The organism is Streptomyces sp. NPDC057474, assembly GCF_042802555.1.
Classification (GTDB): Bacteria; Actinomycetota; Actinomycetes; order Streptomycetales; family Streptomycetaceae; genus Streptomyces.
On record NZ_JBHVDX010000111.1, the window covers coordinates 1 to 24,485 of the forward strand.

Here is a 24,485-nt window from a genome sequence, read left to right on the forward strand (position 1 = left end):
GCCCCATCCCTATGCCCACCCCTCATGGCCCCATGGGCCGAACCGCACAGAGCGACCACATCTCATCCACAGACGATGATTGCGTTCCACGACTCGCGGGTAGTACCGGCTACGACCGATTTGCCCAGGCCAGGCCGTGCGGGAGGGAACCCCGATCATGTTCTTGGAAGCACTCGGATCCGCAATCCTCGGTTTCGCCGTGGCCTGCGCCGCCGCCTACCGCCTACCGCACCGCCTGCCGTCCCGCACCCTGGTCCTTCCGACCGGCACCGTCGGCGCCCTCTTCGGCGCCTTCCTCACCCACACGGCGTTGGGCTCCGCGAACTACCCGCTGATCCTCACCGGCGCATTGATCGTCGCAGCGGCCTCCCTGTCCCTGCTCCTGCGCCCGACGGAACGATTTCGACGCAGCAGTTCAGCGACGGCCTGAGGAGCCCCGGACAGGCCGGACAGGGGCGAAGCCCCATCCAGGGGTGCGGGGAACTGCACGACCAGCCACGAAGCACCCGCACCCGCCGGACGACAAGGCGCCCCACGGCCACAGGGCGCCTCACGGCGACTAGACGCCCCCGCTCAGGCCGCGAGACCCAGCGCAGCCATCCGCTTCGTGTGCGCCTCAGTGATCCGCGAGAACATCCGCCCCACCTCGGCCAGATCGAACCCGTCGGCGACACCCCCCACGAGCATCGTGGACAAGGCGTCCCGGTCGGCCACCACCCGCTGCGACTGCGACAGCGCCTCGCCCATCAACCGCCGCGCCCACAGCGCCAGTCGCCCGCCCACACGCGGGTCCTCGTCGATCGCGCCCCGCACCTTCTCCACGGCGAACCCGGCGTGCCCCGTGTCGTCGAGCACGGCGAGCACCAGTCCGCGCGTGTCCGAGTCGAGGTGCGCCGCGACCTCCCGGTAGAAGTCACTGGCGATCGAGTCGCCGACGTACGCCTTGACGAGTCCCTCCAGCCAGTCCGACGGCGCGGTCTGCTTGTGGAAGCCGTCGAGCGCGTCGACGAACGGCTCCATGGCCCGCGTCGGCTCCTCGCCGATCTCGGTGAGCCGGTCCCGGAGCCTCTCGAAGTGGTGGAACTCGGCCGCCGCCATCTTCGCCAGCTCCGCCTTGTCGACGAGGGTCGGCGCCAGCTTCGCGTCCTCCGCGAGCCGTTCGAACGCCGCCAGTTCCCCGTACGCCAGCGCGCCCAGCAGATCCACCACCGCGGCGCGGTACTGCGGGTCGGCGGCTGCCCGGGCCCAGTCCTGGGCGGCGATCCCGGTGACCTCGGCGGTGTCGGCGGCGTCGGCGGACTGGCCGCCGGTGGCGTTCTCAGGCTTGTCAGACGTGGTCATGAAGCGCACAATAGCCCGCTCCGTGCAAGGCGGAAGGGCCTGGCCATTCAGCGTGCCATCCAGTGTGACGACGACTACGTGACCAAATCGGCCATCGCATATGCGCGATTCCGGGGTATGGTGGTAATGCGCCTGCTGGTACGTCGACGTAGTTCGACCGTGTCTCGACGGGCCGCACGCATGAGGATGCCCGGTCGGTGGCCCGATCGGCTCCGACCCGACAGCCCTCCTTTTCCGTACGGCACTCTGCGTACGGCGTCCGGAGGGAACCCCTCAGCGGTATGAGCGCTAGAGCGTCGGCAGTGGTCCCGTGCCACACGGTCCGCCCGTGAGGCGGCCGACGTCCCCCGGCACGGTCCGACACGACCCCCGCGCTCGCCTCGCACCGCGTACACAGAAGAGGCAGCACCCTGACTACGACTTTCCGAGATCTCGGAATCTTTCCCGAGACGGCCGAGGCCCTTGAGGCCGTCGGCATCCTCAACCCCTTCCCCATCCAGGAGATGACGCTCCCGGTCGCCCTCACCGGTACCGACATCATCGGCCAGGCCAAGACCGGCACCGGCAAGACGCTGGGCTTCGGCCTCCCGCTCCTCGAGCGCGTCGTCGTCCCAGCCGACGTCGAGGCCGGCCGCGCCAAGCCCGAGGACCTCGTCGACTCGCCGCAGGCGCTCGTCGTCGTCCCCACGCGCGAGCTGTGCACCCAGGTCACCAACGACCTGCTGACCGCCGGCAAGGTGCGCAACGTTCGCGTCCTCGCGATCTACGGCGGCCGCGCCTACGAGCCCCAGGTCGAGGCCCTCAAGAAGGGCGTCGACGTCGTCATCGGCACCCCCGGGCGGCTCCTCGACCTCGCGGGCCAGAAGAAGCTGAACCTGAAGCACGTCAAGTGCCTGGTCCTCGACGAGGCCGACGAGATGCTCGACCTGGGCTTCCTCCCCGACGTCGAGAAGATCATCAACATGCTTCCGGCCCGGCGCCAGACGATGCTGTTCTCGGCGACCATGCCGGGCGCGGTCATCGGTCTGGCCCGCCGTTACATGTCCCAGCCGACGCACATCCGCGCCACGGCGCCGGACGACGAGGGCGCGACGGTCGCGAACACCTCGCAGCACATCTACCGCGCGCACAACATGGACAAGCCCGAGCTGGTCTCGCGCATACTGCAGGCCGACGGCCGGGGACTGGTCATGGTCTTCTGCCGTACGAAGCGCACGGCGGCCGACCTCGCCGACCAGCTCAAGCAGCGGGGCTTCGCCTCCGGCGCGGTCCACGGCGACCTCGGCCAGGGCGCCCGCGAGCAGGCCCTGCGTGCCTTCCGCAACGGCAAGGTGGACGTCCTCGTCTGCACCGACGTCGCCGCCCGCGGCATCGACGTCGAGGGTGTCACCCACGTCATCAACTACCAGTCCCCCGAGGACGAGAAGACGTACCTGCACCGCATCGGCCGTACGGGCCGCGCGGGTGCCAAGGGCATCGCGGTCACCCTCGTCGACTGGGACGACATCCCCCGCTGGCAGCTCATCAACAAGGCGCTGGACCTCGGGTTCAGCGACCCGCCGGAGACGTACTCCACCTCCCCGCACCTCTTCGAGGAGCTCAGCATCCCGGCAGGCACGAAGGGTGTTCTGCCGCGCTCCGAGCGCACCCGGGCCGGGCTGGACGCCGAGGAGCTGGAAGACCTCGGCGAGCCGGGCGGGCGCGGTCCGCGCGGTCGTGGCGGCCGTTCCTCCGGCCCTTCGTCCGCCGAGCGCGAGCGTGAGCGTCCGGCGCGTACGCCGCGCCGTCGCCGCCGTACGCGTGGTGGCGCCACCCCCGACGAGGTGTCCCCGGAGGCCGCCGCGGTCACGGAGCCGTCGGAGTCCGCGCAGACGCCGGGCACCGACTCCGGCGAGTCCGAGGCCCGTACGCCTCGCCGTCGCCGCCGCACGCGTGCCGGGGGGAATCCCGCCGCCGAGACCGCGGTCGAGGGCGCACCGACCGAGCAGGCCGAGGCCGTGGTCGAGACCATCGCGGGCACGCCCGCCGAGTCGGTCGAGGAGGCACCCAAGCCGCGTCGCCGCCGCACCCGCAAGTCGGTGGAGGCCGCCGAGGCTCCCGTCGCCGAGGCCGCGCCCAGTGCGGAAGCCGCGCTCGACACGGCCGAGGGCACGGCCGCCGCCGAGCCGGCCGCTGAGGCCCCGGCCAAGCCGCGGCGCCGCACCCGCAAGACCGCCGCCGCACCCGCCGAAGCCGTGGTCGAGGAGACCACCGCCGAGGAGGAGGCCCCGGCCAAGCCCCGCCGTCGTACCCGCAAGGCCGCCGAAGCCGTCGTCGAGGCGACGGACACCGCCGCCGAGGCCGCCGTCGAGGCGCCGCAGCCGCGCCGCCGCACCCGCAAGTCTGCGGCTTCGGCCGAGGCCTCGTTTCCGGCCCAGCCGACGGAGGAGCAGGCCACGAAGCCGCGTCGTACGCGTAAGGCGGCGGCTCCAGCCGCCGTCGAGGAGACAGCCGAGGCTCCGGCGCCGCGTCGCCGGACGCGGAAGGCTGTGGCCGCTGTCGAGGGCACGGAGGGCTGAGCCGCTCCAGCCAGTGAAGGCCCGGTCCCCTTTCAGGGGGCCGGGCCTTCGGCGATTCAAGGGGTTTCCTCGCCCCCGCCGCTCCCTACCCGTCCCATCCACGTCCCATCCCCCAGGGGCTGTGCCCCTTTCACCCCATTGGGCGCCTATGGGCTCGCGGAAGAGTGAGATGGGGCGACTGCGGGCGTGGTTGGTCGCGCAGTTCCCACCCAGCCGCACCCGACAACGAACCCTCGGGGGCGAAGGGGTGGCGCGACCGCCGGGTCCGCCCGCCGGTTACGCTCCCCCCATGAGCCGTCCCCCGACCTTCACACCGCCCCCCGGTGCCAGGGCCCACCTTCTGCGTACCCCTCGTGGGGAGTTCGCTGTGATCGAGGCGGGGACGGCGGTGAAGGGGACCGTGCTGCTCGTGCCGGGGTTCACCGGGAGCAAAGAGGACTTCATCGCGCTGCATGAGCCGTTGGCCGAGGCGGGTTACCGGTCGGTGGCGGTGGACGGACGTGGGCAACACGAGAGCCCGGGTGTTGAGGACGACGAAGCCCCGTACGCGCAGGCGGAGTTGGCGAAGGACCTGCTCACCCAGGCGGAGGCCGTGAGGGACGGCACCCCCCTGCATCTCGTCGGCCACTCCCTCGGCGGCCAGATCTCCCGCGCCGCCCTGCTGCTGGACGCTTCCCCCTTCGCCTCGCTCACCCTCATTGCCTCGGGCCCCGCCCAGATCTCGGTCGGCCAGCAGCAGCGCGTGAAGCTGTTGCGGGACGCCCTGGCCGTGATGGACATGGAGCAGGTGTGGGACGCCATCCAGGCGATGGACGCTCCGGAGCCGGAGGAGACCGAGACGGGCGCCTTGGACGAAGGGCTGGACGACCGCGCCGATCTGCGCCGCCGCTGGCTCGCCACCAGCCCCGCCCAGCTCATCGCCACGGGCCGCCAGCTCTGCGCGGAACCCGACCGCGTCGCCGAACTCGCCGCCGTGGACCTGCCCAAGCACGTCCTGTCCGGCGAACGCGACGACACCTGGCCGATCCCGGTCCTCGACGACATGGCCGTACGCCTGCGCGCGCACCGCACCGTCATCCGCGACGCCGAGCACTCCCCCAACACCGATCAGCCGAAGGCGACGGCGGACGCCCTCATCGGCTTCTGGGACGGGATCGCCGGCTGACCCGGCGGCACGGCTCCGGGCAGGGGGTCGGGCAGGGGCTCGGGGCAGGGGCTCCGGGCAAGCGCTCCGGGCAGGCGCTAATACTGCGCCCGCAAGTGCTCCCAGAATCCGTCCCGCAGTGCCCGTCTCAGGTCGGCCTGCCCCCGCAGCGAGTACTGGAGCAGCCCCTCCGCCTCGACGAGCAGGTCCTGGTCGACGGAGCCGGGGAGGTACGGGTGGCCGTGGAGCAGCTCCTGCACGTTCTCCCGGCCCCGGGAGGCGAGCCACTTCGCGGCGATCTGGGCGCCGACGAAGCGGACGTCCTCGCGGCTGGGGCGGGCGCCGGTGGGGGCGTCGTAGGTGGCGGCGGCCCGCCGTGACACGTACGGCTTGAAGAAGTCGAGGTCGAAGGTCCGCTGACTGTCGACCTCCCAGAGCAGCGGCTCGGCCTGGTTGCGGCCCTCGGGTGCCTCGATGCCCCACAGGTGGACCCGCGCCCCGTATCCCTGTGCGGCCTCGACCGCCGAGACCAGGTCCTCGTCGCCGCCGATGAGGGCCGCGTCGCTGATCGCGCGGTGCCGGGCCAGTGACTCCAGGTCGGTGCGGATGAGGGAGTCGACGCCCTTCTGCTGGTTGTTGGCGTTGAGATTGCCGAGTCGCACCTTCACGTCCGGCAGTTCAGCGATCGTCTGCTGTTCCGCCGTATGGATGCGGCGCCGCGCCCCGTCGTACCAGTAGACGCGCAGCAGCCGGCTGTCCGCGAAGATCGTGCGGGCCTTGTCGATCAGCGCGTCGATGAGCCCCTCCGCGTCGAGGTCGAAGGACCGCCGGTCCTCCGTCCCCGCGACGAGCCGTCCAACGGCCGCGTACAGATACCCCGCATCGACGAAGATCGCGTGTGTGGAGGGCGTCTTCGCCACCTCGGCGAGCATGCGGTGAAGCAGCTCGTTCGTACGGTCGATGCGGGCGCCGAGCGCCGTGAGGTCGTCGTTCATTGCCTTCATTGTCCCGGCGGTCACGCTGCGAACACAACCGGTCCCAATCAGTCTTCCTGCCTGCTGGTAGACATACCCCCCCACACCACTTACCAGCTAGTAATTAGCTTCTCGAAAATTTTCCTTAGCGTAAGGAATGTTTGTAACATGCATACCGTTGAATCCTCATGGAACACGGGCACCGACGACCCGCGAACCACCACCAGTAGTTCTCCTCAGGAGGATGACCAGACGAAGGGAGAAGCCCATGCGCTTCGAAATCCTGCGACTCGACGATGTCAGCGGCACGCCCGTCGACAGCACCGTCGTGGAAGCCGCCTCCGTCAACCGGATCGTGCAGCAGGCCGCCGCCATCGGGCAGCGCCTTTGGATCCGCCCGGCCGACGTGACCGCCTCGTAGTACGCGGATCCGTTCACACTTCAGAGCCCCGTACGGCATCGATGCCTTACGGGGCTCTGCAACAACCTGGACTAGGCGGCTTGTACGACCTGGGTGACGCCGTTGATGATCTGCTGCACGGCGATCGCGGAGAGCATCATGCCCGCGAGCCGGGTCACCAGCACCACACCGCCGTCCTTGATGAGCCGGATGATCAGCAGCGAGTAGCGCATCGTCAGCCACAGCACGACGTGGATCGCCAGGATCGCGGCCCACACGGACACCTGACCGGCCACGCCGTCCGCCTTCTGCACCGCGAGGATCACCGAGACGATCGCACCGGGACCGGCCAGCAGCGGCATCCCCAGCGGGACGAGCGCGACGTTCACGTCCTTCGTCTGCTTCGGCTCATCCGTCTTTCCGGTCAGCAGATCGAGCGCGATCAGCAGAAGCAGCAGCCCACCCGCGATCATCAATGCCGGCACGGACACATGTAGATAGTCCAGGATCTGGTGTCCCAGCAGCCCGAAGACCGTGATCACGCCCCCGGCCACACAGACGGCCTGAAACGCCATCCGCTTCTGCGTCCGAGCGGGCCGCCCGGCGGTGAGCCCGAGGAAGATCGGGGTGATCCCGGGAGGATCCATGATCACGAAGAGGGTGAGGAAGAGAGAGCCGAAGACGGCGAGATCGAACACAGGGGTGCCTTGCGGGAGTCAGAAACGAACGAAAGAGGGCAGCCCAGTGTGATGGCCGGTAACCACTGTGGGCAATCGTTCCGCAGGAAGGAGAGGAACGGGAACGGGTGGGCACAGCCGGCAGCAGCCGGGTGCCGTACAACCAAGAGGACGGCTAGACGACCCCGCCGGCCCCCGGGACGGGGAACGCTCCGGTGGCCCGGCGCGTGATTTCCCCGTACACCTCGGGGTCGGTCGTGTACTCGCCGAGCACACAGGTCTTGCGGCTGCCGTGGTAGTCCGAGGACCCGGTGGTGAGCAGCCCCAGCTCCTTCGCCAGGCCGCGCAGGCGCGCCCGGGTCGCCGCGTCGTGCTCCATGTGGTCGACCTCGATGCCGTCGAGCCCGGCGGCGGCCAGCTCGGCGATGGCGGACTCCGGTACGGTCCGGCCGCGCTTGACGGCGGCGGGATGGGCGAAGACGGCGACGCCGCCGGCGCCCTTGATCAGCCGGATCGCCGTGAAGGGGTCGGTCTCGTGCTTCTCGACGTAGGCGCGGCCTCCGTCGGCGAGCCACTGCTCGGTGAAGGCGTCGCTCACGGTCGGTACGACGCCGAGCTCGACCAGGGCGGTGGCCACGTGCGGGCGCCCCACGGAACCGCCGTCGGCGATCCGCGCGACATGTTCCCAGGTCACGGGTACACCCAGTTCGTTCAGCTTGGCGATCATCCCGCGGGCCCGCGGCACCCGGTCGTCCCGGACCAGCTCGCGCTCGGCGAGCAGCTCGGGCTCCTCGGGGTCGAACAGATAGGCAAGCATGTGCATGCTGACGCCATCGAGGCGGCACGACAGCTCGGCGCCGGTGACCAGCGTGAGCCCCTCCGGCAGCGCGGCGATCGCCTGGGCGTGCCCACGCGTCGTGTCGTGGTCGGTCAGCGCGACGACGTCCAGCCCGGCCGCCCCCGCCTTCCGCACCAGCTCCGCCGGAGTGTCCGTACCGTCGGAGGCCGTGGAGTGGCAGTGCAGATCGATACGCACGACTCGGACTCCAGGCGCAGACGAAACGGAAGTGGACGGTCAAGAGTAGCGCGCTTTCGAAGCGGTGCGGTCACACCCGAAACCCCATGACGCCCCCTACACGCGGACACTGCGGGACGCCCAATGATTCGGATCGCTCGGTGGGGTCGGGGCGGGCAGGCCGGTGGGGGCTGGTCGCGCACTTCCCCGCGCCTCCAGGACTTGCCCTCTGGTCACCAGGCGCCGGTCACCAGGCGCCCTATGGCTCAAGGATCCGCGGCGAGAGCGCTCCGCACGGCAGTAGCTCCACCTCCGCCCCCGCATCCCGCAGATCCGTCAGCACCAGTTCGTCGTACATCAGCAGCCCAGTCTGCTCGGGCCACACGATCGCCCACAGCCACAGCCCGAGCGCCTCCCCCGCGAAGACCGCGCGGTCGTCCGGCGTACCGGTGACATGCCACAGCGGCGTCGGCCGGCCCGCGGCGAGCACCTTCGCCTGCGGCGGCTTCTCGACGCTCAGATACGGCCCGGGGTCGGGCCCGTCGATGCCCGCGTACCGCGCACCGAGGCCGACGCCGAGTTCCTCCGCGATGAGGACGAGTTCTCCGACGCCCCCGAGCGGACCGGGACCGGAGCAGGCGACGGCGGTGGCGCGTCCGCCGCTGCGGTCATCCCCGGCGAAGGCGGCACCGGTGAACAGCCAGCCCACGGGCAGCGGCCACGGCATCCAGACCGGCACCTTGGCGCGGTGCACCACAACGCTGAGGGCCTCGACGCTGGGCGGGATCACGGGCTGCAGCGGGTGCACCGTCCCGTGCGCGGCGCACTGCCAGGAGTCGGCAAAGAGACCGGGAGCCCTGACCCGGCCACCACACTTCGGGCAACTGGGTTCGCCCCTCATAGGGCCCAACGGTCCTCCCCGTGCTTCCTCGCGTCAAGGACGATCACCCGTCCGGCGTGTGCGCGTCACCTTCCGCGCACGAACGCCGGACTCCGGACAGCGGACGGCCCGTCGGACCGACCAACGGAATCAACTACCCACACGACCAAGGGAAGCGGTGGTTTTCGGCCACCTGCCGAGCGGCCTCCGGTCACGTATGGCGTGCCTTCCATCACATGGGGAAGTCGTGTCGGGCGGTCCGGTCAGTCCAGGGAGACCGACTTGCGGGCCGGGTCGCGGAGGTCCGTCCCGTGGGTGAGCCAGCGCTCCTGGAGGGCCTGGGCGCCGTGGACCCGCTTCCAGGCGGCCTCGTTGGCCGTCATCGGGAGGAGGGGCAGGAACCGTACGGGGTCGGCGGGGGCGTCGAGTTCGAGGTCCTCGACCAGGCCGCCGGACTCGGCGACGAGGACGGAGGTGAAGGGGGCGCCGGGCCAGAGCGGATCGCCCACGTCCAGGGAGGCGCCGGGGGCCACGATCACGCCTTCGACCTGCGGTGACGCGGCGAGTACGACGAGCGGGCGGAGCACCTTGTCGGTGTCGGCGATGCCGTGCCGTACGGAGAGGACGAGCTCGGCGCGGGGGCCCTTGACGGGGTCGGCGAGGACCGCGGTGGGGTCGGCCATCGGTTGGGCGGACATGCCGAGCGTGGCGTAGCGGACGACGTCGCCGTCGGTGAAACGGAGCACTTCGATGCGGTCCGTGCCGAGGAAGGTGACCGCGGCGCGCGCGTCCGGTTCGCCCAGCGCGGTGCGCAAACGGGCCTCCACCAACGGAAGAACATCAGCCATGAGCCGAGCATAGAACGCGTCAGGAACCGGCAAACGGGCGCCTTGACACTTCAGCCGACTGTTAGTCTGGGGCGCCGGTCGGGACAGCACGCGGGCAGCACACAGAAGCCTCGCACTCAAGGCTTCTCACGCCTTCGCGTCCCGAATCGAGAAGACTGACTCCCCTACGGGGAACCCCGAATGGGGTATGGAACGTCCCTTACGGGGGACCGGCCGGAGGAGGTGGGGCTGCGATGGACCGAAGTCGACCTGGCAGTACCACCCGCTCTTCCGCTCGCCGAGTTCCGTAGCTCTTGTCGTAGCCGTAGTTCTCGCTCCGCTGGCTACCACCCTCACTCGCTTCGTGCCGCTCGCCGGTCGTCGCGCATCGGAAGAGCACTTCTTTCCCGTCTTGATCCCGATTGATCCGAATCGCCGATCAGAAGTCGCTGATCTCCCACCGGTCAGCCGTCGCCTGATCTGAATCAAGCGAAGCTGTCACCGCGACGGTGCGGTGCTCCCCGCTTTGTGGACGTGCCAAACATCCGCAGTCAAAACGTCCCCATTCCGGGTAGTTCCAACCGTCGTCGGCGGCCTTTCGTTGCGAAGGAGCCTGCTCATGTCGATGATCCACAACCTGCGTGCCGCGGTCCGCCCGTCCCGTCCCTCGCGTCTGTCGCTGCGCAAGGACGGGGGCGTCTACGACGCCACGCGTCCGGCGGAGGCGACGACGGCCGTCGTGGACTGTGCCGTCTACCGCGACGGCGCGCGCGTAACCTTCGAGCGCAACCTGACCCCGCACGAGGCGATCCGTCAGGTGCGCCGCGACGGCGGTTTCGTCTGGATCGGCCTGCACGAGCCGTCGGAGGCCGAATTCGCCGGTATCGCCGCCGAGTTCGGGCTGCACCCGCTGGCCGTGGAGGACGCGGTGCACGCGCACCAGCGGCCGAAGCTGGAGCGCTACGACGACACCCTCTTCACCGTCTTCAAGACCATCCACTACGTGGAGCACGACGAACTCACCGCCACCAGCGAGGTCGTGGAGTCCGGCGAGGTCATGTGCTTCACCGGGCGGGACTTCTTCATCACCGTCCGGCACGGCGGGCAGGGTTCCCTGCGGGCGCTGCGTCACCGGCTGCAGGACGACCCGGAGTTGCTCGCCAAGGGTCCGTCAGCCGTGCTGCACGCCATCGCCGACCACGTCGTCGACGGCTACGTGGCGGTCGCGGACGCCGTGCAGGACGACATCGACGAGGTGGAGACGGAGGTGTTCTCCCCCGGGCGCAAGGGCACGCCCCGGGGCACCGACGCCGGCCGGATCTACCAACTCAAGCGCGAGGTCATGGAGTTCAAGCGTGCGGTGCTGCCGCTGGTGCGGCCCATGCAGCTGCTGAGCGAGCGGCCGATGCGGCTGATCGACCCGGACATCCAGAAGTACTTCCGTGACGTGGCCGACCACCTCGCCCGCGTCCAGGAGCAGGTCGTCGGCTTCGACGAGCTCCTCAACTCGATTCTCCAGGCGAACCTGGCGCAGGCCTCCGTCGCGCAGAACGAGGACATGCGCAAGATCACGTCGTGGGCGGCCATCATCGCCGTACCGACGATGGTGTGCGGCGTCTACGGCATGAACTTCGACTACATGCCGGAGCTGAGGTGGAAGTTCGGGTACCCACTGGTCCTCGGCGTGACGGTCGCGCTCTGCCTCGGCATCCACCGCACGCTGAAGCGCAACGGGTGGCTCTAGCTCAGCGGGGCCCGAGGCCGCGGGGCCGGGGGCCAGGGCCGAGAGCCGAGGGCCGAGAGCCGAGGGTTTTCGGGAGGGCACGATTAGGCTGCCCCCCATGACCGCCGACTCGCTGACCGCCGACGCGCTGCTCGATCAGGCCCTCATCGAAGAGGCCACGAAGAAGTCCGGGCTCATCTGGGTGCGGGGTGAAGGGGTGCCGACGCCGCAGGGCCAGGGGCGGGCGCGGGGGCAGGGTGAGCCGTCGCGCGCGCTGTGGCACGTCTGGCACGAGGGTGCCGCGTGTGTGGTCGGTGACGGGCCCGGTGAGCAGCCGTTGCCGGGGCTGGCTGACGGGGGCTCGGCGGTGGTGACCGTCCGCAGCAAGGACAAGGGCGGCCGGCTGGTCAGCTGGGCCGCGAGCGTCGTCGAACTGGCCCCGGACTCCCCCGAGTGGGAGGCCGCCGTGGCCGAGCTCAAGGGCAAGCGCCTCAACGCCCCCGACGGCGAGGCGATGCCGGCCCGCTGGGCCCGCGAGTGCCGCGTGCTCCGCCTGCGGCCGACGGGTACGACGCTGCCGCTGCCCGACGACGACCTGGCGGAGCCACCGGTACCGACACCCGCGACGACGCGGCAGCCGATCCCGGCGGGGGTACCGCGGTTGCTCTTCGGCCGCCGCAAGCGGAAGTAGTCAGGGCCGGGTTTCTGATCGTGGGCCCAGCTGGGTTCGGCACCTCCGGAATGCGCGGTCGTGGCTGGTCACCGTCGCTGCGGAGAAGGAGAGCCGGCGGGGACTGACGGCCCGGCTGAGAAGAGCGACTCGGCGAAGAGGCGCGAACGGGCGGAACAGGGCCGTCGGACCCTGCGGCAGCGGATCCGGGGTGGGGTCCGGGGTCCGGGGTCCGGGGGTTACGACGTCGGTAGTTGTTTGCCGTAGTCGACGACCGACTTCTCGTCCGGTTCCTCCAGGGTGAAGTTCTTGCCCCAGTCGGTGAGGAGGATGGTGCCGGCGTCGCCCGCGCGGACGAGGCGGAGGGGGTAGGGGGTGCCTTCGAGGGAGACGTCGAGGGTGCCGCCGGAGCCCTGGTCGCCGGTGATGCGGATGGTGCGCGTGCCGGACTGCTCGTGGTGGCCGTCCGTGGACAGGGTGCCGTGCAGGGTGAGCAGGCTGTTGAGGAGGACGTCCTTGTCGGTGAAGCCGCTGAAGCGCTTGTAGGCGGGGTCCCCGGTCGGCACCTTCACATACATGCCGTCCAGCTTGTCCGCGGCGGCCGTCTCCGAATCGTCGTGCTCCTCGCCGTCCTTCCCGGAGTCCTGGTGGTCCCAGAAGTCCTTGTCGGCCTTGAGGAAGAGGTGCTCGTCGACCTTCAACAGCCGGAAGGTGGAGCCCTCGGACGTCACCGAACCCGTGCCGCCGTCCTCCTTCAGGCGCATGTCCAGCCTGTAGGTCTTGCCGTTGCTCACCACGGCCCCGGACAGCCGGACCGTGTCCGCCGTCGTGGCTGCCGCCTTGGTCGTGCTCTGGATCTTCGCCGGCTCCAGCTTGCCGACCCCGTTGGTGCCCTCGTCGGGATCCTCGCTGCACCCCGTGAGCCCCAGCCCGCTGACCACCAGGGTGCAGACGGCGCTCACCAGTGCGGCCCTTCGGGTACGGGGAATCACAGTCACAGGCGATGCACCTCTTCGTGGGGAGTCCAGGCGTACCGCAGAGTACCGGGGCTCCCGGCGCACCACGGAGCCAGTCCGTCCGCACCGCTCACCAGGGCATATCCGATCGGGACGGGCTAGCCTGAAGCCCTCCTCGGCGGACAATCCCCTCGTGACGGGAAGGAAAGGGGCGGCTCATGGCGGCGGTGGCGCCCCGGATCTTCGTCTCCCACTTCTCCGGCGTCGCCGTCTTCGACCCGAACGGCGACCAGGTGGGCCGCGTCCGCGATCTCGTCGCCATCCTGCGGGTGGGCCGGAAGCCACCGCGGCTGCTCGGACTGGTCGTCGAACTGTCCACGCGCCGCCGGATCTTCCTGCCCATGACCCGGGTCACCGGCATCGAGTCCGGCCAGGTCATCACCACCGGTGTCCTGAACGTACGCCGATTCGAACAACGGCCCACCGAGCGCCTCGTCGTCGGGGAACTGCTCGACCGCCGGGTACAGCTCGTGGAGACGGGCGAGGAGGTGACGGTCCTCGACATCTCGGTCCAACAGCTGCCGGCCCGCCGGGACTGGGAGATCGACCGGGTGTTCGTCCGCAAGGGCAAGGGCGGGGCCTTCCGGCGCCACAAGGGGGAAACGCTGACCGTGGAGTGGTCGGCGGTCACCGGGTTCTCGCTGGAGGAGCACGGGCAGGGCGCCGAGAACCTCCTCGCGACCTTCGAACAGCTCCGCGCCGCCGACCTGGCGAACGTGCTGCACCATCTCTCCCCCAAGCGCCGGGCCGAGGTCGCCGCCGCCCTCGACGACGACCGGCTCGCCGATGTCCTGGAGGAGCTCCCCGAGGACGACCAGATCGAGATCCTCGGCAAGCTCAAGGAGGAGCGGGCCGCCGACGTCCTGGAGGCCATGGACCCCGACGACGCCGCCGACCTGCTCGCCGAGCTGCCCGAGGACGAGCAGGAGCGGCTGCTGACGCTGATGCAGCCGGACGACGCGGCGGACGTACGGCGGCTCATGGCGTACGAGGAGAAGACCGCCGGCGGTCTGATGACCACCGAGCCGATCGTGCTGCGTCCGGACGCGACCGTCGCCGACGCGCTCGCCCGGGTCCGCAACGCCGACCTGTCCCCCGCGCTGGCGGCCCAGGTGTACGTGTGCCGGCCGCCGGACGAGACCCCGACCGGCAAGTACCTCGGCACGGTCCACTTCCAGCGGCTGCTGCGGGATCCGCCGTACACCCTGGTCAGCTCGATCCTCGACGACGATCTCCAGCCGCTGGACCCGGAGGCCGCGCTGCGTGCCGTCGCCGGGTTCTTCGCGACGTACGACATGGTCGCGGCGCCCGTGGTCGACGAGAGTGGGTCGCTGCTGGGCGCGGTGACCGTGGACGACGTGCTGGACCACATGCTGCCCGAGGACTGGCGGGAGACGGAGTTCCATCTGCACGAGGAGGACGGCGTCGCCACCGAGGACGAGGAGGCCGCCGATGGTTCCTGAGCGGGACGGGCGCGAAGGACGTGACCGGCGGCCCGGAAGGCGTGAGGGGCGTGACGGCCGGCCCGGAGGGCGGAACGTGGGACGTGAGCGGGCGCACGCCGGTTCGGGCGCGCGTGAGCGCACGTCGCCCTCCGGGGCGCCCCCGCGGGAGCGCACGCTCTCCGGGGCCACTGCCCGCCCGCGTATGCGTCTCGACCAGCCGCTGCCGCGCCGGGCCAAATTCCTGCCCGAGTGGGACCCGGAGGCCTTCGGACGGCTCTCGGAGCGGATCGCGCGGTTCCTGGGCACCGGCACGTTCCTCGTCTGGATGACCGTCGTCATCATCCTCTGGGTGGTCTGGAACGTCTCCGCCCCGCGCGACCTGCGGTTCGACAACTACCCCTTCATCTTCCTGACCCTGATGCTGTCCCTCCAGGCCTCGTACGCCGCCCCGCTGATCCTCCTCGCGCAGAACCGCCAGGACGACCGCGACCGGGTCAACCTCGAACAGGACCGCAAGCAGAACGAGCGCTCCATCGCCGACACCGAGTACCTGACCAGGGAGATCGCCGCGCTGCGCATCGGCCTCGGCGAGGTGACCACCCGCGACTGGCTGCGCTCCGAGCTCCATGACCTGGTCAGGGAGCTGCACGAGCACGACGGTGACGGACCGCGCGGGACGCGGACCGTATTCCCGCCGGAACACCCGCGCGGACGTGACAAGGGCGACCGCTGACGCGGCTCCCAGGGGCCACGCGCGTCGCCGTACCATCGTCCTTATGGCTACGGAAGACGCGGTGCGTGAAGCACTGTCGACGGTGAACGACCCCGAGATCAACCGCCCCATCACCGAACTCGGGATGGTCAAGTCGGTGGAGATCGGCGCGGACGGAGCGGTCGCGGTCGCCGTGTACCTGACGGTCTCCGGCTGTCCCATGCGCGACACGATCACCCAGCGCGTGACCGAGGCGGTCTCGAGGGTCGAGGGCGTCACCCGCGTCGACGTCGAACTCGACGTCATGAGTGACGAGCAGCGCAAGGAACTGGCGAACGCGCTGCGCGGCGGCCAGGCCGAGCGCGAGGTCCCGTTCGCCAAGCCGGGCTCCCTCACGCGCGTGTACGCCGTCGCCTCCGGCAAGGGTGGCGTCGGCAAGTCCTCGGTGACCGTGAACCTGGCCGCGGCCATGGCCGCCGACGGCCTCAAGGTGGGCGTCGTCGACGCCGACATCTACGGCCACTCCGTGCCCCGCATGCTGGGCGCCGACGGCCGTCCCACCCAGGTCGAGAACATGATCATGCCGCCGTCCGCGAACGGCGTGAAGGTCATCTCGATCGGCATGTTCACCCCGGGCAACGCCCCCGTGGTCTGGCGCGGCCCGATGCTCCACCGCGCCCTCCAGCAGTTCCTCGCGGACGTCTACTGGGGCGACCTGGACGTCCTCCTCCTCGACCTCCCGCCGGGCACGGGCGACATCGCCATCTCGGTGGCCCAGCTGGTCCCGAACGCCGAGATCCTCGTCGTGACGACACCTCAGCAGGCGGCGGCCGAGGTGGCCGAGCGTGCCGGCTCCATCGCCGTGCAGACCCACCAGAAGATCGTCGGCGTCGTCGAGAACATGTCGGGCCTCCCCTGCCCGCACTGCGACGAGATGGTCGATGTCTTCGGCACCGGCGGCGGCCAGAGCGTCGCCGACGGCCTCACCCGCACCACCGGCGCCACCGTCCCGGTCCTCGGCAGCATCCCCATCGACGTCCGCCTCCGCGAGGGCGGCGACGAGGGCCGCCCTGTCGTCCTCTCAGACCCCGACTCCCCCGCCGGCTCCGCCCTCCGTGCCATCGCAGGCAAGCTGGGCGGCCGTCAGAGGGGCCTGTCGGGCATGAGTCTGGGAATCACCCCGAGGAACAAGTTCTAGGGCGCCTACGGAGCCGAGGGGCACGCCCTGCTTTTCAGGGACGTCAGGGACGCGGGGAACTGCGCGACAAGCCACGACGCACCCGCAGCCCCAAGTCAACCCACGGCCCTACGGCGAAAAGGGGCACCGCGACCATACGAAGCGGTGCCCCTCAAACCACGCGCCAGGACTACTCGCCGTAAGACGCAATGTCCTTGATCATGGCGAACCCGAGCCCATACGCGCTCATCCCTCTCCCGTACGCCCCCACATGCACCCCCTCCGAGGTCGACCCAGCGAGCACCCACCCGAACTCGGACTCGCGGTAGTGGAACGGCGTAGGCACCCCGTCCACAGGCAAGGACAAGGTCGACCAGTCCGCCCCGGCGAGATCGTCCGCCAGAACCCACGCCGTCTCGGTCTGCTGGTCCAGCCAGTCGTCCCGCAGGGAGTGGTCCAACTGCCCCGGCCAGGTGAAGGACAGCAGCCCGACCCCGGCCAGCCACGCCGCCGAGGAGACCGACGTGGCCTCCAGGACGCCCGACCCGTCGGCGCTGCGACGCACGTCGTTCGCCGCGACGGTCACCACGACCGCGAACCGCTCCTTGACCTCGTCGTCCGCCCCGGCGGTGTACTCGTTGCGCACCGAGGGCTCGTCACCGTGTCCGATCGAACCGTGCTCGACGGCTCCTTCCGCCGACGTACCGACCTGCATCAGCCAGCGCGGCCCCGTGAAGGCCTCGTCGAGGCCGTACCACGGGAAGGGCGCCAGCAGATAGCCGTCGACCGTGCGTCGGGCGGAGGGGACCTGTTGTCCACCCTCCGCGGCCGACGCCTGCGCGCCTACCCGACTCGTCGTCTCCATGTGCCCGGACGCCTCCTAGCTCTCGACGGACCGGAGCGGCCCGCCCCCCACGGGCGTCGTCGCTCGCTCTCCTTACGGTCCGCACAACAACTGGGCAGCATAGCCACAGCTCTCCGAGCAGCAGGGAAAGCGCCCGGCGCGCAGGACGGCGTAAGGGCGGCTTCAGGCCGTACGAGGGTGCGTGACGGTATGAATCGCATCACGTACGGGGGCGCGGCGGCAGACGGGCGTACAGCGTGGAAGGGCAGGCCAGAGACGGTACGGGCGGTGAGCGGGCATACGGCGGCCGGGCGTACGGCTCAGGTGGCGTCCATGTCGTACGGCGGACGCTCTTCGATCTCGAGCTTCTTCTTCGTCATGTCGACGGAACCGCCGGTCGAACCCGAGGAACCACCGGAGGCGGAGTCCGTGGAGGACGAGGACGAGGACGACGAAGACGAAGACGAAGAATCAGACTCGCGGCCGTGGACCGCGTCCGTGAGCCCGGCCATCTCCTTCTTCAGGTCGAGGCCGTTGCGGATCTCCTTCAGCCCCAGGTCGTCGTTGTCCAGCTGCTTGCGGATGAACGCCTTGGGGTTGAGGTCCTCGAACTCGAAGTCCTTGAACTCCGGTCCGAGTTCGGTGCGGATGTCCGCCTTGGCGCTGTCCGAGAACTCACGGATCTTGCGGATGGTCCGCGTGATGTCCTGGATCACCTTCGGAAGCTTGTCCGGACCGAAGACGAGCACGGCGAGGACGACGAGCGTCACCACCTCGAGCGCACCTATGTCATTGAACACCTGAAGCTCCTTGCGATGTCCTCGGTCCCGATCCGCGGGCCTCGGCAGGTCTTCCGTGGTCCGGGCCGGATCCACGGTACCCGGCGATCCCGCCGATCCGGTACCGTCGGGCGGCTTCCGACCACGCCCGAACGACGGGTTTTCCCAGCTGTTTGCCTGGCAGGAGGGGGTGCGTGACCCCCTCCTGTGAAGTTGCTGTCAGTACGCGCCGCCGTCGCGGTCGCCGTCCGACGGTCAGTCGCCGCCGGACGACCCGAGAGTGAGGGTGACCGTCTGCTCCCTGCCGTTCCGAAGGAGGGTGAGCTCCAGCCGGTCGCCGGGCCGGTGGGCGCGGACCTTGACGATCAGTTCGTCGCCGGAGTGGACGCGCTGGCCGTCGACCTCGGTGATGACGTCACCCGAGCGGATGCCCGCCCGGTCGGCCGGGCCGCCCGAGGTCACCCCGGATCCGCCGTCGTCACCGATGCGGGCGCCGTCACCCGCGTAGTCCGTGTCGAGGGTGACCCCGATCACCGGGTGGGTGGCCTTGCCGGTGTTGATCAGCTCCTCAGCGACGCGCTTGCCCTGGTTGATGGGTATCGCGAAGCCGAGTCCGATCGAACCGGCCTGCCCGCCGTCCGACTCCGAGCCGCTGCCGGCCGAGCGGATGGCGCTGTTGATGCCGATCACCCGGGCCTTGCCGTCGAGGAGTGGGCCACCGGAGTTGCCGGGGTTTATCGGCGCGTCGGTCTGCAACGCGTCCACGTACGACACGTCGCTCACGTCTCCGCTCTCGCCGCCGGCCGTGATGGGCCGCTCCTTGGCGCTGATGATGCCGGAGGTGACGGTGTTGGCCAGGTCGAAGGGGGCGCCGATGGCGACGACGGGGTCGCCGACCTGGACCTCTTCCGAGTTGCCGAGGGGCAGCGGCTTGAGTCCGCCGACGCCGGACACCTTGACGACGGCCAGGTCGTAGCCGGTGTCCCGGCCGACGATGGTGGCCTTGGCGGTCTCACCACCGCTGAACGTCACGGATATGTCGCCGTTCGTGCCGGCGGGGTCGACGACGTGGTTGTTCGTGAGGATGTGGCCGCGCTCGTCGAGCACGAACCCGGTGCCGGTGCCCTGCGCGCTCGTCCCGCTCACATGCAGGGTCACCACACTCGGCAGCGCGCTGGCGGCGATCCCGGCGACGCTGTCGGGCGCCCGCCCCGTCACTCCGTCACTGGCCTGCGGCAGCTCGACCGCCCCGACTCCGCCGTTCCGCTCCAGATACGCGCCCACGGCCCCGCCGATGCCGCCGGCCACGACGGCGATCAGCAAGGCCCCGACCAGCAGAACCCTGACCCTCCGCCGACGCCGCCGCGCCGGGTCGTCCACCGCGGCCCCGTTCTGCTGCAACGACCCCGACCCGGCCCACGGGTCGTAGTTCTGCCAGGGCCCCTGCGGCGCGGCCTGGAGAGGCTGAGCGGGATCGGCGTAGGCAGCCGGCGCGGTCTGAGATCCGCCCGCGTGCGGGGGCGGCGCGAGCCGAGCCCCGCCCGCGTAGGGAGGAGGCACTGCCTGCGCCGAGTCCCCGAAGGGCGGGGGACCCGGCTGGGACGGATACGCGTAGGAGGCCCCTGGGGGCTGAGACGCATCGGGGTACGGCGCTGCGGCGGGCTGGGGCGCTTCCGGGAAGGGATTCACCGCAGGCTGGGGCGCCTCCGCGTACGAAGCCGCTGCGGGCTGGGCGGCCTCCGGATACGGAGCCGCACCGGGCCGAGGTGCGTCCGGGTGTAGGGCCGCCGCCGTGGGCTGAGGAGTGGTCGGCGGTACGGCGGTGCCGTGGGCGGGGGGCAACAGCGAGGGCGGGGGTGCCGCCGAGGTCACGTCGGTGTGCGTGGGAGCAGTCGCTGAGGGCGTCCCGGCGTGCGTCGGGGCAGTCGCTGAGGGCGCTCCGGCGTGCGTCGGGGCAGCCGCCGAAGCCGCCCCACTGTCTGTCGAGGCCCCCACCGAAGCCGACCCGTCGTGCGTCGGCGCCCCCACCGCCGCGGGCACGCCGTGCGCCGGTGTTCCCGCCTGGACGTTCGTGCCGTGCGCGGGAGTCGTCGCCGGATGCTGGACCGGCGGAGCGGGCGCCCAGGGGCCGGGCTCGCCGTACGGCGGGGTGCTGTAGGGATCCGGGTCGTGCAGCGGCTTGGGGCGCTCAGAGGGCGCTCCAGGGGCTCTCAGGGCACCCGGCTGGCCCAACGGTCGGGCGACTGCGGTGGCTGCCACGGCGGTGGCCGCGACACCGGCGGAGCCGGTCACGCCGGGCTCGCCGACCGAACTCGCCTCGGGTGCGGCGTCACGTCCCGCATGCGTCGCAGCCGGTCGCTCCAGTTCGAAGTCGCCGTCCGTGTCACCGTATGTGTCGAGGGGCGACACCGGGCCGGACCGGAGCGGTGCTTCGGCGGCCGGGCGGGCCAGTTCGAAGTCGGAGTCGGTCTCGGTCTCGGTGTCGGCCCCGCCGGGGGCTCGTGCCGTTGCCGGGCGTTCCAACTCGAAATCGCCCTCGAGATCTCCTTCGCGCACCGCGTCCGCGGGGACCCCGGTGGTTCCCGTCGGTCCGGCAGACCCCGTAGGCCCGGTGTGGTCCCCCGTCGTTCCGGCCCCCGCGCCGTGCGCTCGGGGTCGGCTCCACCAATTCGCCTTCGTGGGCTTCCCCTCGTTCATGTTCTCCCCACACCTAGGGCCTGTCCCAAGGACCGGCCCGCCGCCCACCGTTCGCCGAGTGCCGCGGGCCGGAACCGGCCCGAGCGGACACGGCCCACTCTGGATTCAACCAGGTTCACGGGCCGGTGCGCAGAACTCGGGGTCAGCGGAGGACGGGCGAGGTGGGTGTGGGAGACGAGGTGGCGTCGGGAGCCGTCAGCAGGCCCGGTCCCGTGAGTTCGGGTGCCGGGGACCAGTCGGTCAGCTGGAGCGGCGGTGCGGCGGTGAGCGGCCGTATGAGCGGAGACATGACGGCGACGCCGGCCAGCACGGGCGCGGTCAGCGGGTGTACCGCCTGACGGTCCTGGCCGGCCGGAGCGGGGACTCCGGGCAGCAGGGGTGCGGAAATCTCCGTCGGAGCGACGGGCACCTCGCCCATGGACTGCTGACCCTGCCCGAGCAGCGGCCCGACGGCTCCCCGGCGGCGCTGCGACTCGGAGGGCGGAACCGTGCCCGAAGCCTGGGTCCGCAACGGTGTGACATTGCTGCCGGAGCCGGAACCGCCCCGGGCGTCCGCCGTCTCGACGGGCATCCCGTTGGTCACGCCGCCGAGGGCGATCGCGGCCAGCGACACCGCCCCGGCCGCCACGAAGGCGAACCGCATACCGCGCGAGGCCGAACGCTCGGCCTCCTGCCGGCTCACGTCATGGATCCGAAAGCCACGGTCGCCCGTGATTCCTCTGTCGTCGGTGGCTCTTTCCTCCCGGTCCGGACGGCCGTCCGCGTCCCCGGAGAGGTCGCGTCCGCCGCCCAGGAAGCCCCGGTCGCCCAGGAAGCCGCGCCCGCTCAGGAAGCCCCGGTCACCGAGGAACCCACGGCCACCGAGCCCTCGGCCTTCCGACGGCGTCAGCGCGCCGCCGTGTGGTCCCGACGGGATATATCCGAAGGAGCCACCGCCGGGTCCGAAGACGCCGAAGTCGGCGAAGTCCCTGGAGTCGGCAGGGTCAGCGGGCAGGCTCGGCCCGCCAGCGGCCGCGCCCCCGAGTCTTCCTCCGAAGCCACCGGACAGCGGCGAGCCGCCGTCGGTGTCACCGCCCGCCGGGAGCATCTGGAGCCGGGCCAGGAAGCTCTCGGAGGGAGGCGGCGGGGCGGCCTCCGCGAAGACGTTCTTCAGGCGGCGCTGCTCGTCCGCCTCCGTCTTGCACTTCGCGCAGGTGGCGAGATGTGCCAGGACGCGGTCACGCGCCTCATGACCGAGCTCTCCGTCGACCAGGGCGGAGAGACGGTCTCCCAGGTGCTGCTCGGCAGGCGTAGGACGGGATCCACTCACGCGGTCGCGCCCCCTCCTCCCAGCACGGGCACCCGCGGCACCGTGAACCCGCGGCGCTGCTCGGCCCGGGCCTCCGGGGAGCGGTGCGCGAGGGCCTTGCGGAGCTGGGAGCGGCCGCGGTGGATCCGGGAGCGGACCGTGCCGAGCTTGACGCCCAGGGTCGCGGCGATCTCCTCGTACGACAGTCCTTCGATGTCGCAGAGGACGACGGCGGCGCGGAACTCGGGCGCCAGGGTGTCGAGGGCCTGCTGGACGTCGGCGTCGAAGTGCGCGTCGTTGAAGATCTGCTGCGGGGTGGGCTCGCGGCTGGGCAGGCGCTCGGCCGCGTCGTCCCCGAGAGCGTCGAAGCGGATGCGCTGCTTGCGCCGGACCATGTCCAGGAAGAGGTTGGTGGTGATGCGGTGCAGCCAGCCCTCGAAGGTGCCGGGCGTGTACGTCGACAGCGAGCGGAAGACGCGGACGAAGACTTCCTGCGTGAGGTCCTCGGCGTCGTGCTGGTTGCCGGTCAGACGGTAGGCGAGCCGGTAGACGCGGCCGCTGTGGGTGCTGACGATCTCCTCCCAGGTGGGCGGAGTCCACGCCTGCGCGTGCGCGTCCGTGGTGAAGGTCGCGGTCTGTACGACGGCGGCGTGGCTGTGGTCAGCGGTGTCGTTCACGGATTTCGGCCTACCCGCCGATCCGAGAAAGCGCCGAAGCACTCCTCCCCGATCCACAGGCGCAGCCGCACCTCCCCTGTCGGCTCTGGTGGTGTCCAGTGGAGCCCCTACCATAGCCACCTCGCCCGTTAGCTCCGGATAAGCGGTTTTATAAGAAATTGATGTGCGCCGATGTGGCTCATATGGCTGCTGCGGCTCATATGGCTTGGTCAGCACCTGCACCGATGCCCGCACCTGCTCGTCGGACCGATCCATCCCGTGCCCCCCGTCGCGGCCCCTGTCACTCACTCATCCCTTTAAACGACCGGTCCCATCAGCAGGTTCCCGACGGCAACGGATACAGTCACGCCCAGGCAACCACGGGGACATAAGGAGAGGGCCATTACCGGCAACCGGCTGACGAGCTGGGCGTTCGCCGACGCCTTTGTCGCCGAGGACGAGTCGCTGCGCTGGGCCCGCGACCGGGCCCGGGAGGCAGGGCTGCGCTCGGTGTCGCCCGGCACGGGCGCCGCGCTGCGGGTGCTCGCCGCCACCGTGGACGCGAAGGCGGTGGCGGAGATCGGGACCGGAACCGGTGTCTCCGGTATCCATCTGCTGCACGGCATGCGACCGGACGGGGTGCTGACCACCGTGGATCCGGAGCCGGAGCACCAGCAGTTCGCCCGGCAGGCGTTCCGCGCGGCCGGCTTCGCCAGCAACCGAGCGCGCTTCATCCCGGGCCACGCCCTGGACGTGCTGCCCCGGCTCGCCGACTCCGGGTACGACCTGGTCTTCTGCGACGGCGACCGGCTGGAGTGCCTCGACTACCTCGCTGAATCGTTGCGCCTGCTCAGGCCCGGTGGCCTCGTCGCCTTCGAGGGCGTCTTCGCCAGCGGCCGCACGGTGGATTCGAACCCCCAGCCGACCGAGGTCATACGCCTGCGGGAGCTGCTGCGCACGGTCCGGGAGAGTTCCGAGCTCGTACCGTCCCTGCTCCCGGTGGGCGACGGCCTGCTGTGCGCGGTCAAGCGCTGAGAGACTTTCCGAGGACCTGGCCGACCCCCGGTGCCCCCGGCCGCCCCGGGTACAACAGCGCCCCGGCACCGCCGAGTGCTGCGGTGCCGGGGCAACTGAAAGGGTATGGTCCTGCGCGCGTCAGCCGACGACCTTCTTGAGGGCATCTCCGAGGGCGTCGGCCTCGTCAGGGGTCAGCTCGACGACGAGCCGACCGCCGCCTTCGAGCGGAACGCGCATGACGATGCCCCGCCCCTCCTTGGTCACCTCGAGCGGGCCATCGCCCGTCCGCGGCTTCATGGCCGCCATGCTCGTACCCCTTCCTGAAACCAGCTCATCGCCAAAGCCGACGGCCCGGGAGGGCACGCGCGGGCCCACCTGGGGACACGCGACACCGGCATCGAACACATTGCTTCCAGGCCATTATCCCGCATCTCATGACCCGATGACCAACATCAGTCGGCATCGCTTGGGCAACGCGCGCGAGCAAAACCACCCAATTCGGCGATGTGACTGCGATACTGCGCCACCGCACGGTCCCGGGTCGGCGCTCGCCCATCGGTGATTCTTTGACGCAGGTCACACGTCCGGCCCCCGCCGTCACCCGTGATCTCCGCCATGCTGTGCTGTGACGCAGGGCGTACTGAC

At 70.7% G+C, this 24,485-nt stretch carries 23 protein-coding genes; 10 read left to right on the plus strand and 13 right to left on the minus strand.

The genetic code is table 11. The features are described from left to right. Positions 1 to 157: 157 nt before the first annotated feature. Positions 158 to 430, plus strand: a complete 273-nt coding sequence (locus ACFU53_RS27345; RefSeq protein WP_383997695.1) for a hypothetical protein — start codon at positions 158 to 160, stop codon at positions 428 to 430. A 143-nt stretch (positions 431 to 573) separates the two neighbouring features. Here ACFU53_RS27345 and ACFU53_RS27350 read toward each other — a convergent pair whose 3' ends face one another. Continuing rightward, a complete protein-coding gene (locus ACFU53_RS27350; protein WP_383997697.1) occupies positions 574 to 1,350 on the minus strand; it encodes a ferritin-like fold-containing protein in 777 nt (258 codons plus the stop codon). Between the two features lie 494 nt (positions 1,351 to 1,844). On the opposite strand from ACFU53_RS27350, the gene ACFU53_RS27355 reads away from it, so the two are divergent. Both ACFU53_RS27355 and ACFU53_RS27360 read left to right on the plus strand, forming a co-directional pair. Continuing rightward, positions 1,845 to 3,899, plus strand: a complete 2,055-nt coding sequence (locus ACFU53_RS27355; RefSeq protein WP_383997700.1) for a DEAD/DEAH box helicase — start codon at positions 1,845 to 1,847, stop codon at positions 3,897 to 3,899. 289 nt (positions 3,900 to 4,188) lie between these two features. Further along, a complete protein-coding gene (locus tag ACFU53_RS27360; RefSeq protein ID WP_383997703.1) occupies positions 4,189 to 5,064 on the plus strand; it encodes an alpha/beta fold hydrolase in 876 nt (291 codons plus the stop codon). 77 nt (positions 5,065 to 5,141) lie between these two features. Here the strand turns inward: ACFU53_RS27360 and ACFU53_RS27365 are convergent, their stop codons facing one another. Continuing rightward, on the minus strand, positions 5,142 to 6,047 hold the full coding sequence (locus tag ACFU53_RS27365; protein ID WP_383997706.1) for an NYN domain-containing protein: 906 nt from the start codon (positions 6,045 to 6,047) through the stop codon (positions 5,142 to 5,144). Positions 6,048 to 6,285: 238 nt separating this feature from the next. Between ACFU53_RS27365 and ACFU53_RS27370 the strand changes: the two genes are divergently transcribed. Continuing rightward, entirely contained in the window at positions 6,286 to 6,438 is a 153-nt protein-coding gene (locus ACFU53_RS27370) for a hypothetical protein (protein ID WP_020113966.1), read from the plus strand. Positions 6,439 to 6,509: 71 nt separating this feature from the next. On the opposite strand, the gene ACFU53_RS27375 is transcribed toward ACFU53_RS27370, so the two are convergent. The 4 genes from ACFU53_RS27375 to ACFU53_RS27390 form a co-directional block, all read right to left on the minus strand. Next, positions 6,510 to 7,115: a MarC family protein gene (locus ACFU53_RS27375; RefSeq protein ID WP_383997709.1), complete on the minus strand. Its 606-nt coding sequence runs from the start codon at positions 7,113 to 7,115 to the stop codon at positions 6,510 to 6,512. A gap of 154 nt (positions 7,116 to 7,269) precedes the next feature. Then, positions 7,270 to 8,130, minus strand: coding sequence for a PHP domain-containing protein (locus tag ACFU53_RS27380; protein WP_383997712.1), 861 nt, complete (start codon positions 8,128 to 8,130; stop codon positions 7,270 to 7,272). A 238-nt stretch (positions 8,131 to 8,368) separates the two neighbouring features. Beyond that, entirely contained in the window at positions 8,369 to 9,010 is a 642-nt protein-coding gene (locus ACFU53_RS27385) for a DUF6758 family protein (protein WP_033525501.1), read from the minus strand. Between the two features lie 242 nt (positions 9,011 to 9,252). Then, positions 9,253 to 9,837 carry a suppressor of fused domain protein gene (locus ACFU53_RS27390; protein ID WP_383997715.1) on the minus strand — a complete coding sequence of 195 codons (585 nt, stop codon included), beginning with the start codon at positions 9,835 to 9,837 and terminating at the stop codon, positions 9,253 to 9,255. A gap of 598 nt (positions 9,838 to 10,435) precedes the next feature. Here ACFU53_RS27390 and ACFU53_RS27395 point away from each other — a divergent pair. Further along, complete coding sequence (locus ACFU53_RS27395; protein WP_383997718.1) at positions 10,436 to 11,560, plus strand: magnesium and cobalt transport protein CorA; 1,125 nt, start codon at positions 10,436 to 10,438, stop codon at positions 11,558 to 11,560. A gap of 97 nt (positions 11,561 to 11,657) precedes the next feature. After that, positions 11,658 to 12,230 carry a hypothetical protein gene (locus tag ACFU53_RS27400; protein WP_383997721.1) on the plus strand — a complete coding sequence of 191 codons (573 nt, stop codon included), beginning with the start codon at positions 11,658 to 11,660 and terminating at the stop codon, positions 12,228 to 12,230. A gap of 218 nt (positions 12,231 to 12,448) precedes the next feature. Here ACFU53_RS27400 and ACFU53_RS27405 read toward each other — a convergent pair whose 3' ends face one another. Further along, positions 12,449 to 13,207 (minus strand): hypothetical protein, encoded by a 759-nt coding sequence (locus ACFU53_RS27405; protein ID WP_383997724.1) that lies wholly within the window; start codon positions 13,205 to 13,207, stop codon positions 12,449 to 12,451. A 176-nt stretch (positions 13,208 to 13,383) separates the two neighbouring features. On the opposite strand from ACFU53_RS27405, the gene ACFU53_RS27410 reads away from it, so the two are divergent. The 3 genes from ACFU53_RS27410 to ACFU53_RS27420 all read left to right on the plus strand — a co-directional run bounded on the left by ACFU53_RS27410 (position 13,384) and on the right by ACFU53_RS27420 (position 16,580). Then, positions 13,384 to 14,688 (plus strand): magnesium transporter MgtE N-terminal domain-containing protein, encoded by a 1,305-nt coding sequence (locus ACFU53_RS27410; RefSeq protein ID WP_383997726.1) that lies wholly within the window; start codon positions 13,384 to 13,386, stop codon positions 14,686 to 14,688. 184 nt (positions 14,689 to 14,872) lie between these two features. Then, on the plus strand, positions 14,873 to 15,403 hold the full coding sequence (locus ACFU53_RS27415) for a DUF1003 domain-containing protein (RefSeq protein ID WP_383997768.1): 531 nt from the start codon (positions 14,873 to 14,875) through the stop codon (positions 15,401 to 15,403). A 43-nt stretch (positions 15,404 to 15,446) separates the two neighbouring features. Continuing rightward, positions 15,447 to 16,580, plus strand: coding sequence for an Mrp/NBP35 family ATP-binding protein (locus ACFU53_RS27420; RefSeq protein WP_383997729.1), 1,134 nt, complete (start codon positions 15,447 to 15,449; stop codon positions 16,578 to 16,580). Positions 16,581 to 16,749: 169 nt separating this feature from the next. Here ACFU53_RS27420 and ACFU53_RS27425 read toward each other — a convergent pair whose 3' ends face one another. From ACFU53_RS27425 to sigE, 5 genes are all read right to left on the minus strand, one after another. Then, a complete protein-coding gene (locus tag ACFU53_RS27425; RefSeq protein WP_383997732.1) occupies positions 16,750 to 17,424 on the minus strand; it encodes a hypothetical protein in 675 nt (224 codons plus the stop codon). A gap of 299 nt (positions 17,425 to 17,723) precedes the next feature. Beyond that, positions 17,724 to 18,203: a sec-independent translocase gene (locus ACFU53_RS27430; RefSeq protein WP_383997735.1), complete on the minus strand. Its 480-nt coding sequence runs from the start codon at positions 18,201 to 18,203 to the stop codon at positions 17,724 to 17,726. Positions 18,204 to 18,437: 234 nt separating this feature from the next. Beyond that, a complete protein-coding gene (locus ACFU53_RS27435; protein WP_383997738.1) occupies positions 18,438 to 20,879 on the minus strand; it encodes a trypsin-like peptidase domain-containing protein in 2,442 nt (813 codons plus the stop codon). 142 nt (positions 20,880 to 21,021) lie between these two features. Beyond that, on the minus strand, positions 21,022 to 22,188 hold the full coding sequence (locus tag ACFU53_RS27440) for a zf-HC2 domain-containing protein (RefSeq protein ID WP_383997741.1): 1,167 nt from the start codon (positions 22,186 to 22,188) through the stop codon (positions 21,022 to 21,024). After that, a complete protein-coding gene (sigE, locus tag ACFU53_RS27445) occupies positions 22,185 to 22,886 on the minus strand; it encodes an RNA polymerase sigma factor SigE (RefSeq protein ID WP_383997744.1) in 702 nt (233 codons plus the stop codon). Before sigE ends, ACFU53_RS27440 begins: the two co-directional genes overlap by 4 nt. Before the next feature lie 270 nt (positions 22,887 to 23,156). On the opposite strand from sigE, the gene ACFU53_RS27450 reads away from it, so the two are divergent. Next, positions 23,157 to 23,858: an O-methyltransferase gene (locus tag ACFU53_RS27450; protein ID WP_383997771.1), complete on the plus strand. Its 702-nt coding sequence runs from the start codon at positions 23,157 to 23,159 to the stop codon at positions 23,856 to 23,858. 120 nt (positions 23,859 to 23,978) lie between these two features. Here ACFU53_RS27450 and ACFU53_RS27455 read toward each other — a convergent pair whose 3' ends face one another. Continuing rightward, on the minus strand, positions 23,979 to 24,146 hold the full coding sequence (locus ACFU53_RS27455) for a DUF3117 domain-containing protein (RefSeq protein WP_003966491.1): 168 nt from the start codon (positions 24,144 to 24,146) through the stop codon (positions 23,979 to 23,981). Between the last annotated feature and the right edge of the window lie 339 nt (positions 24,147 to 24,485).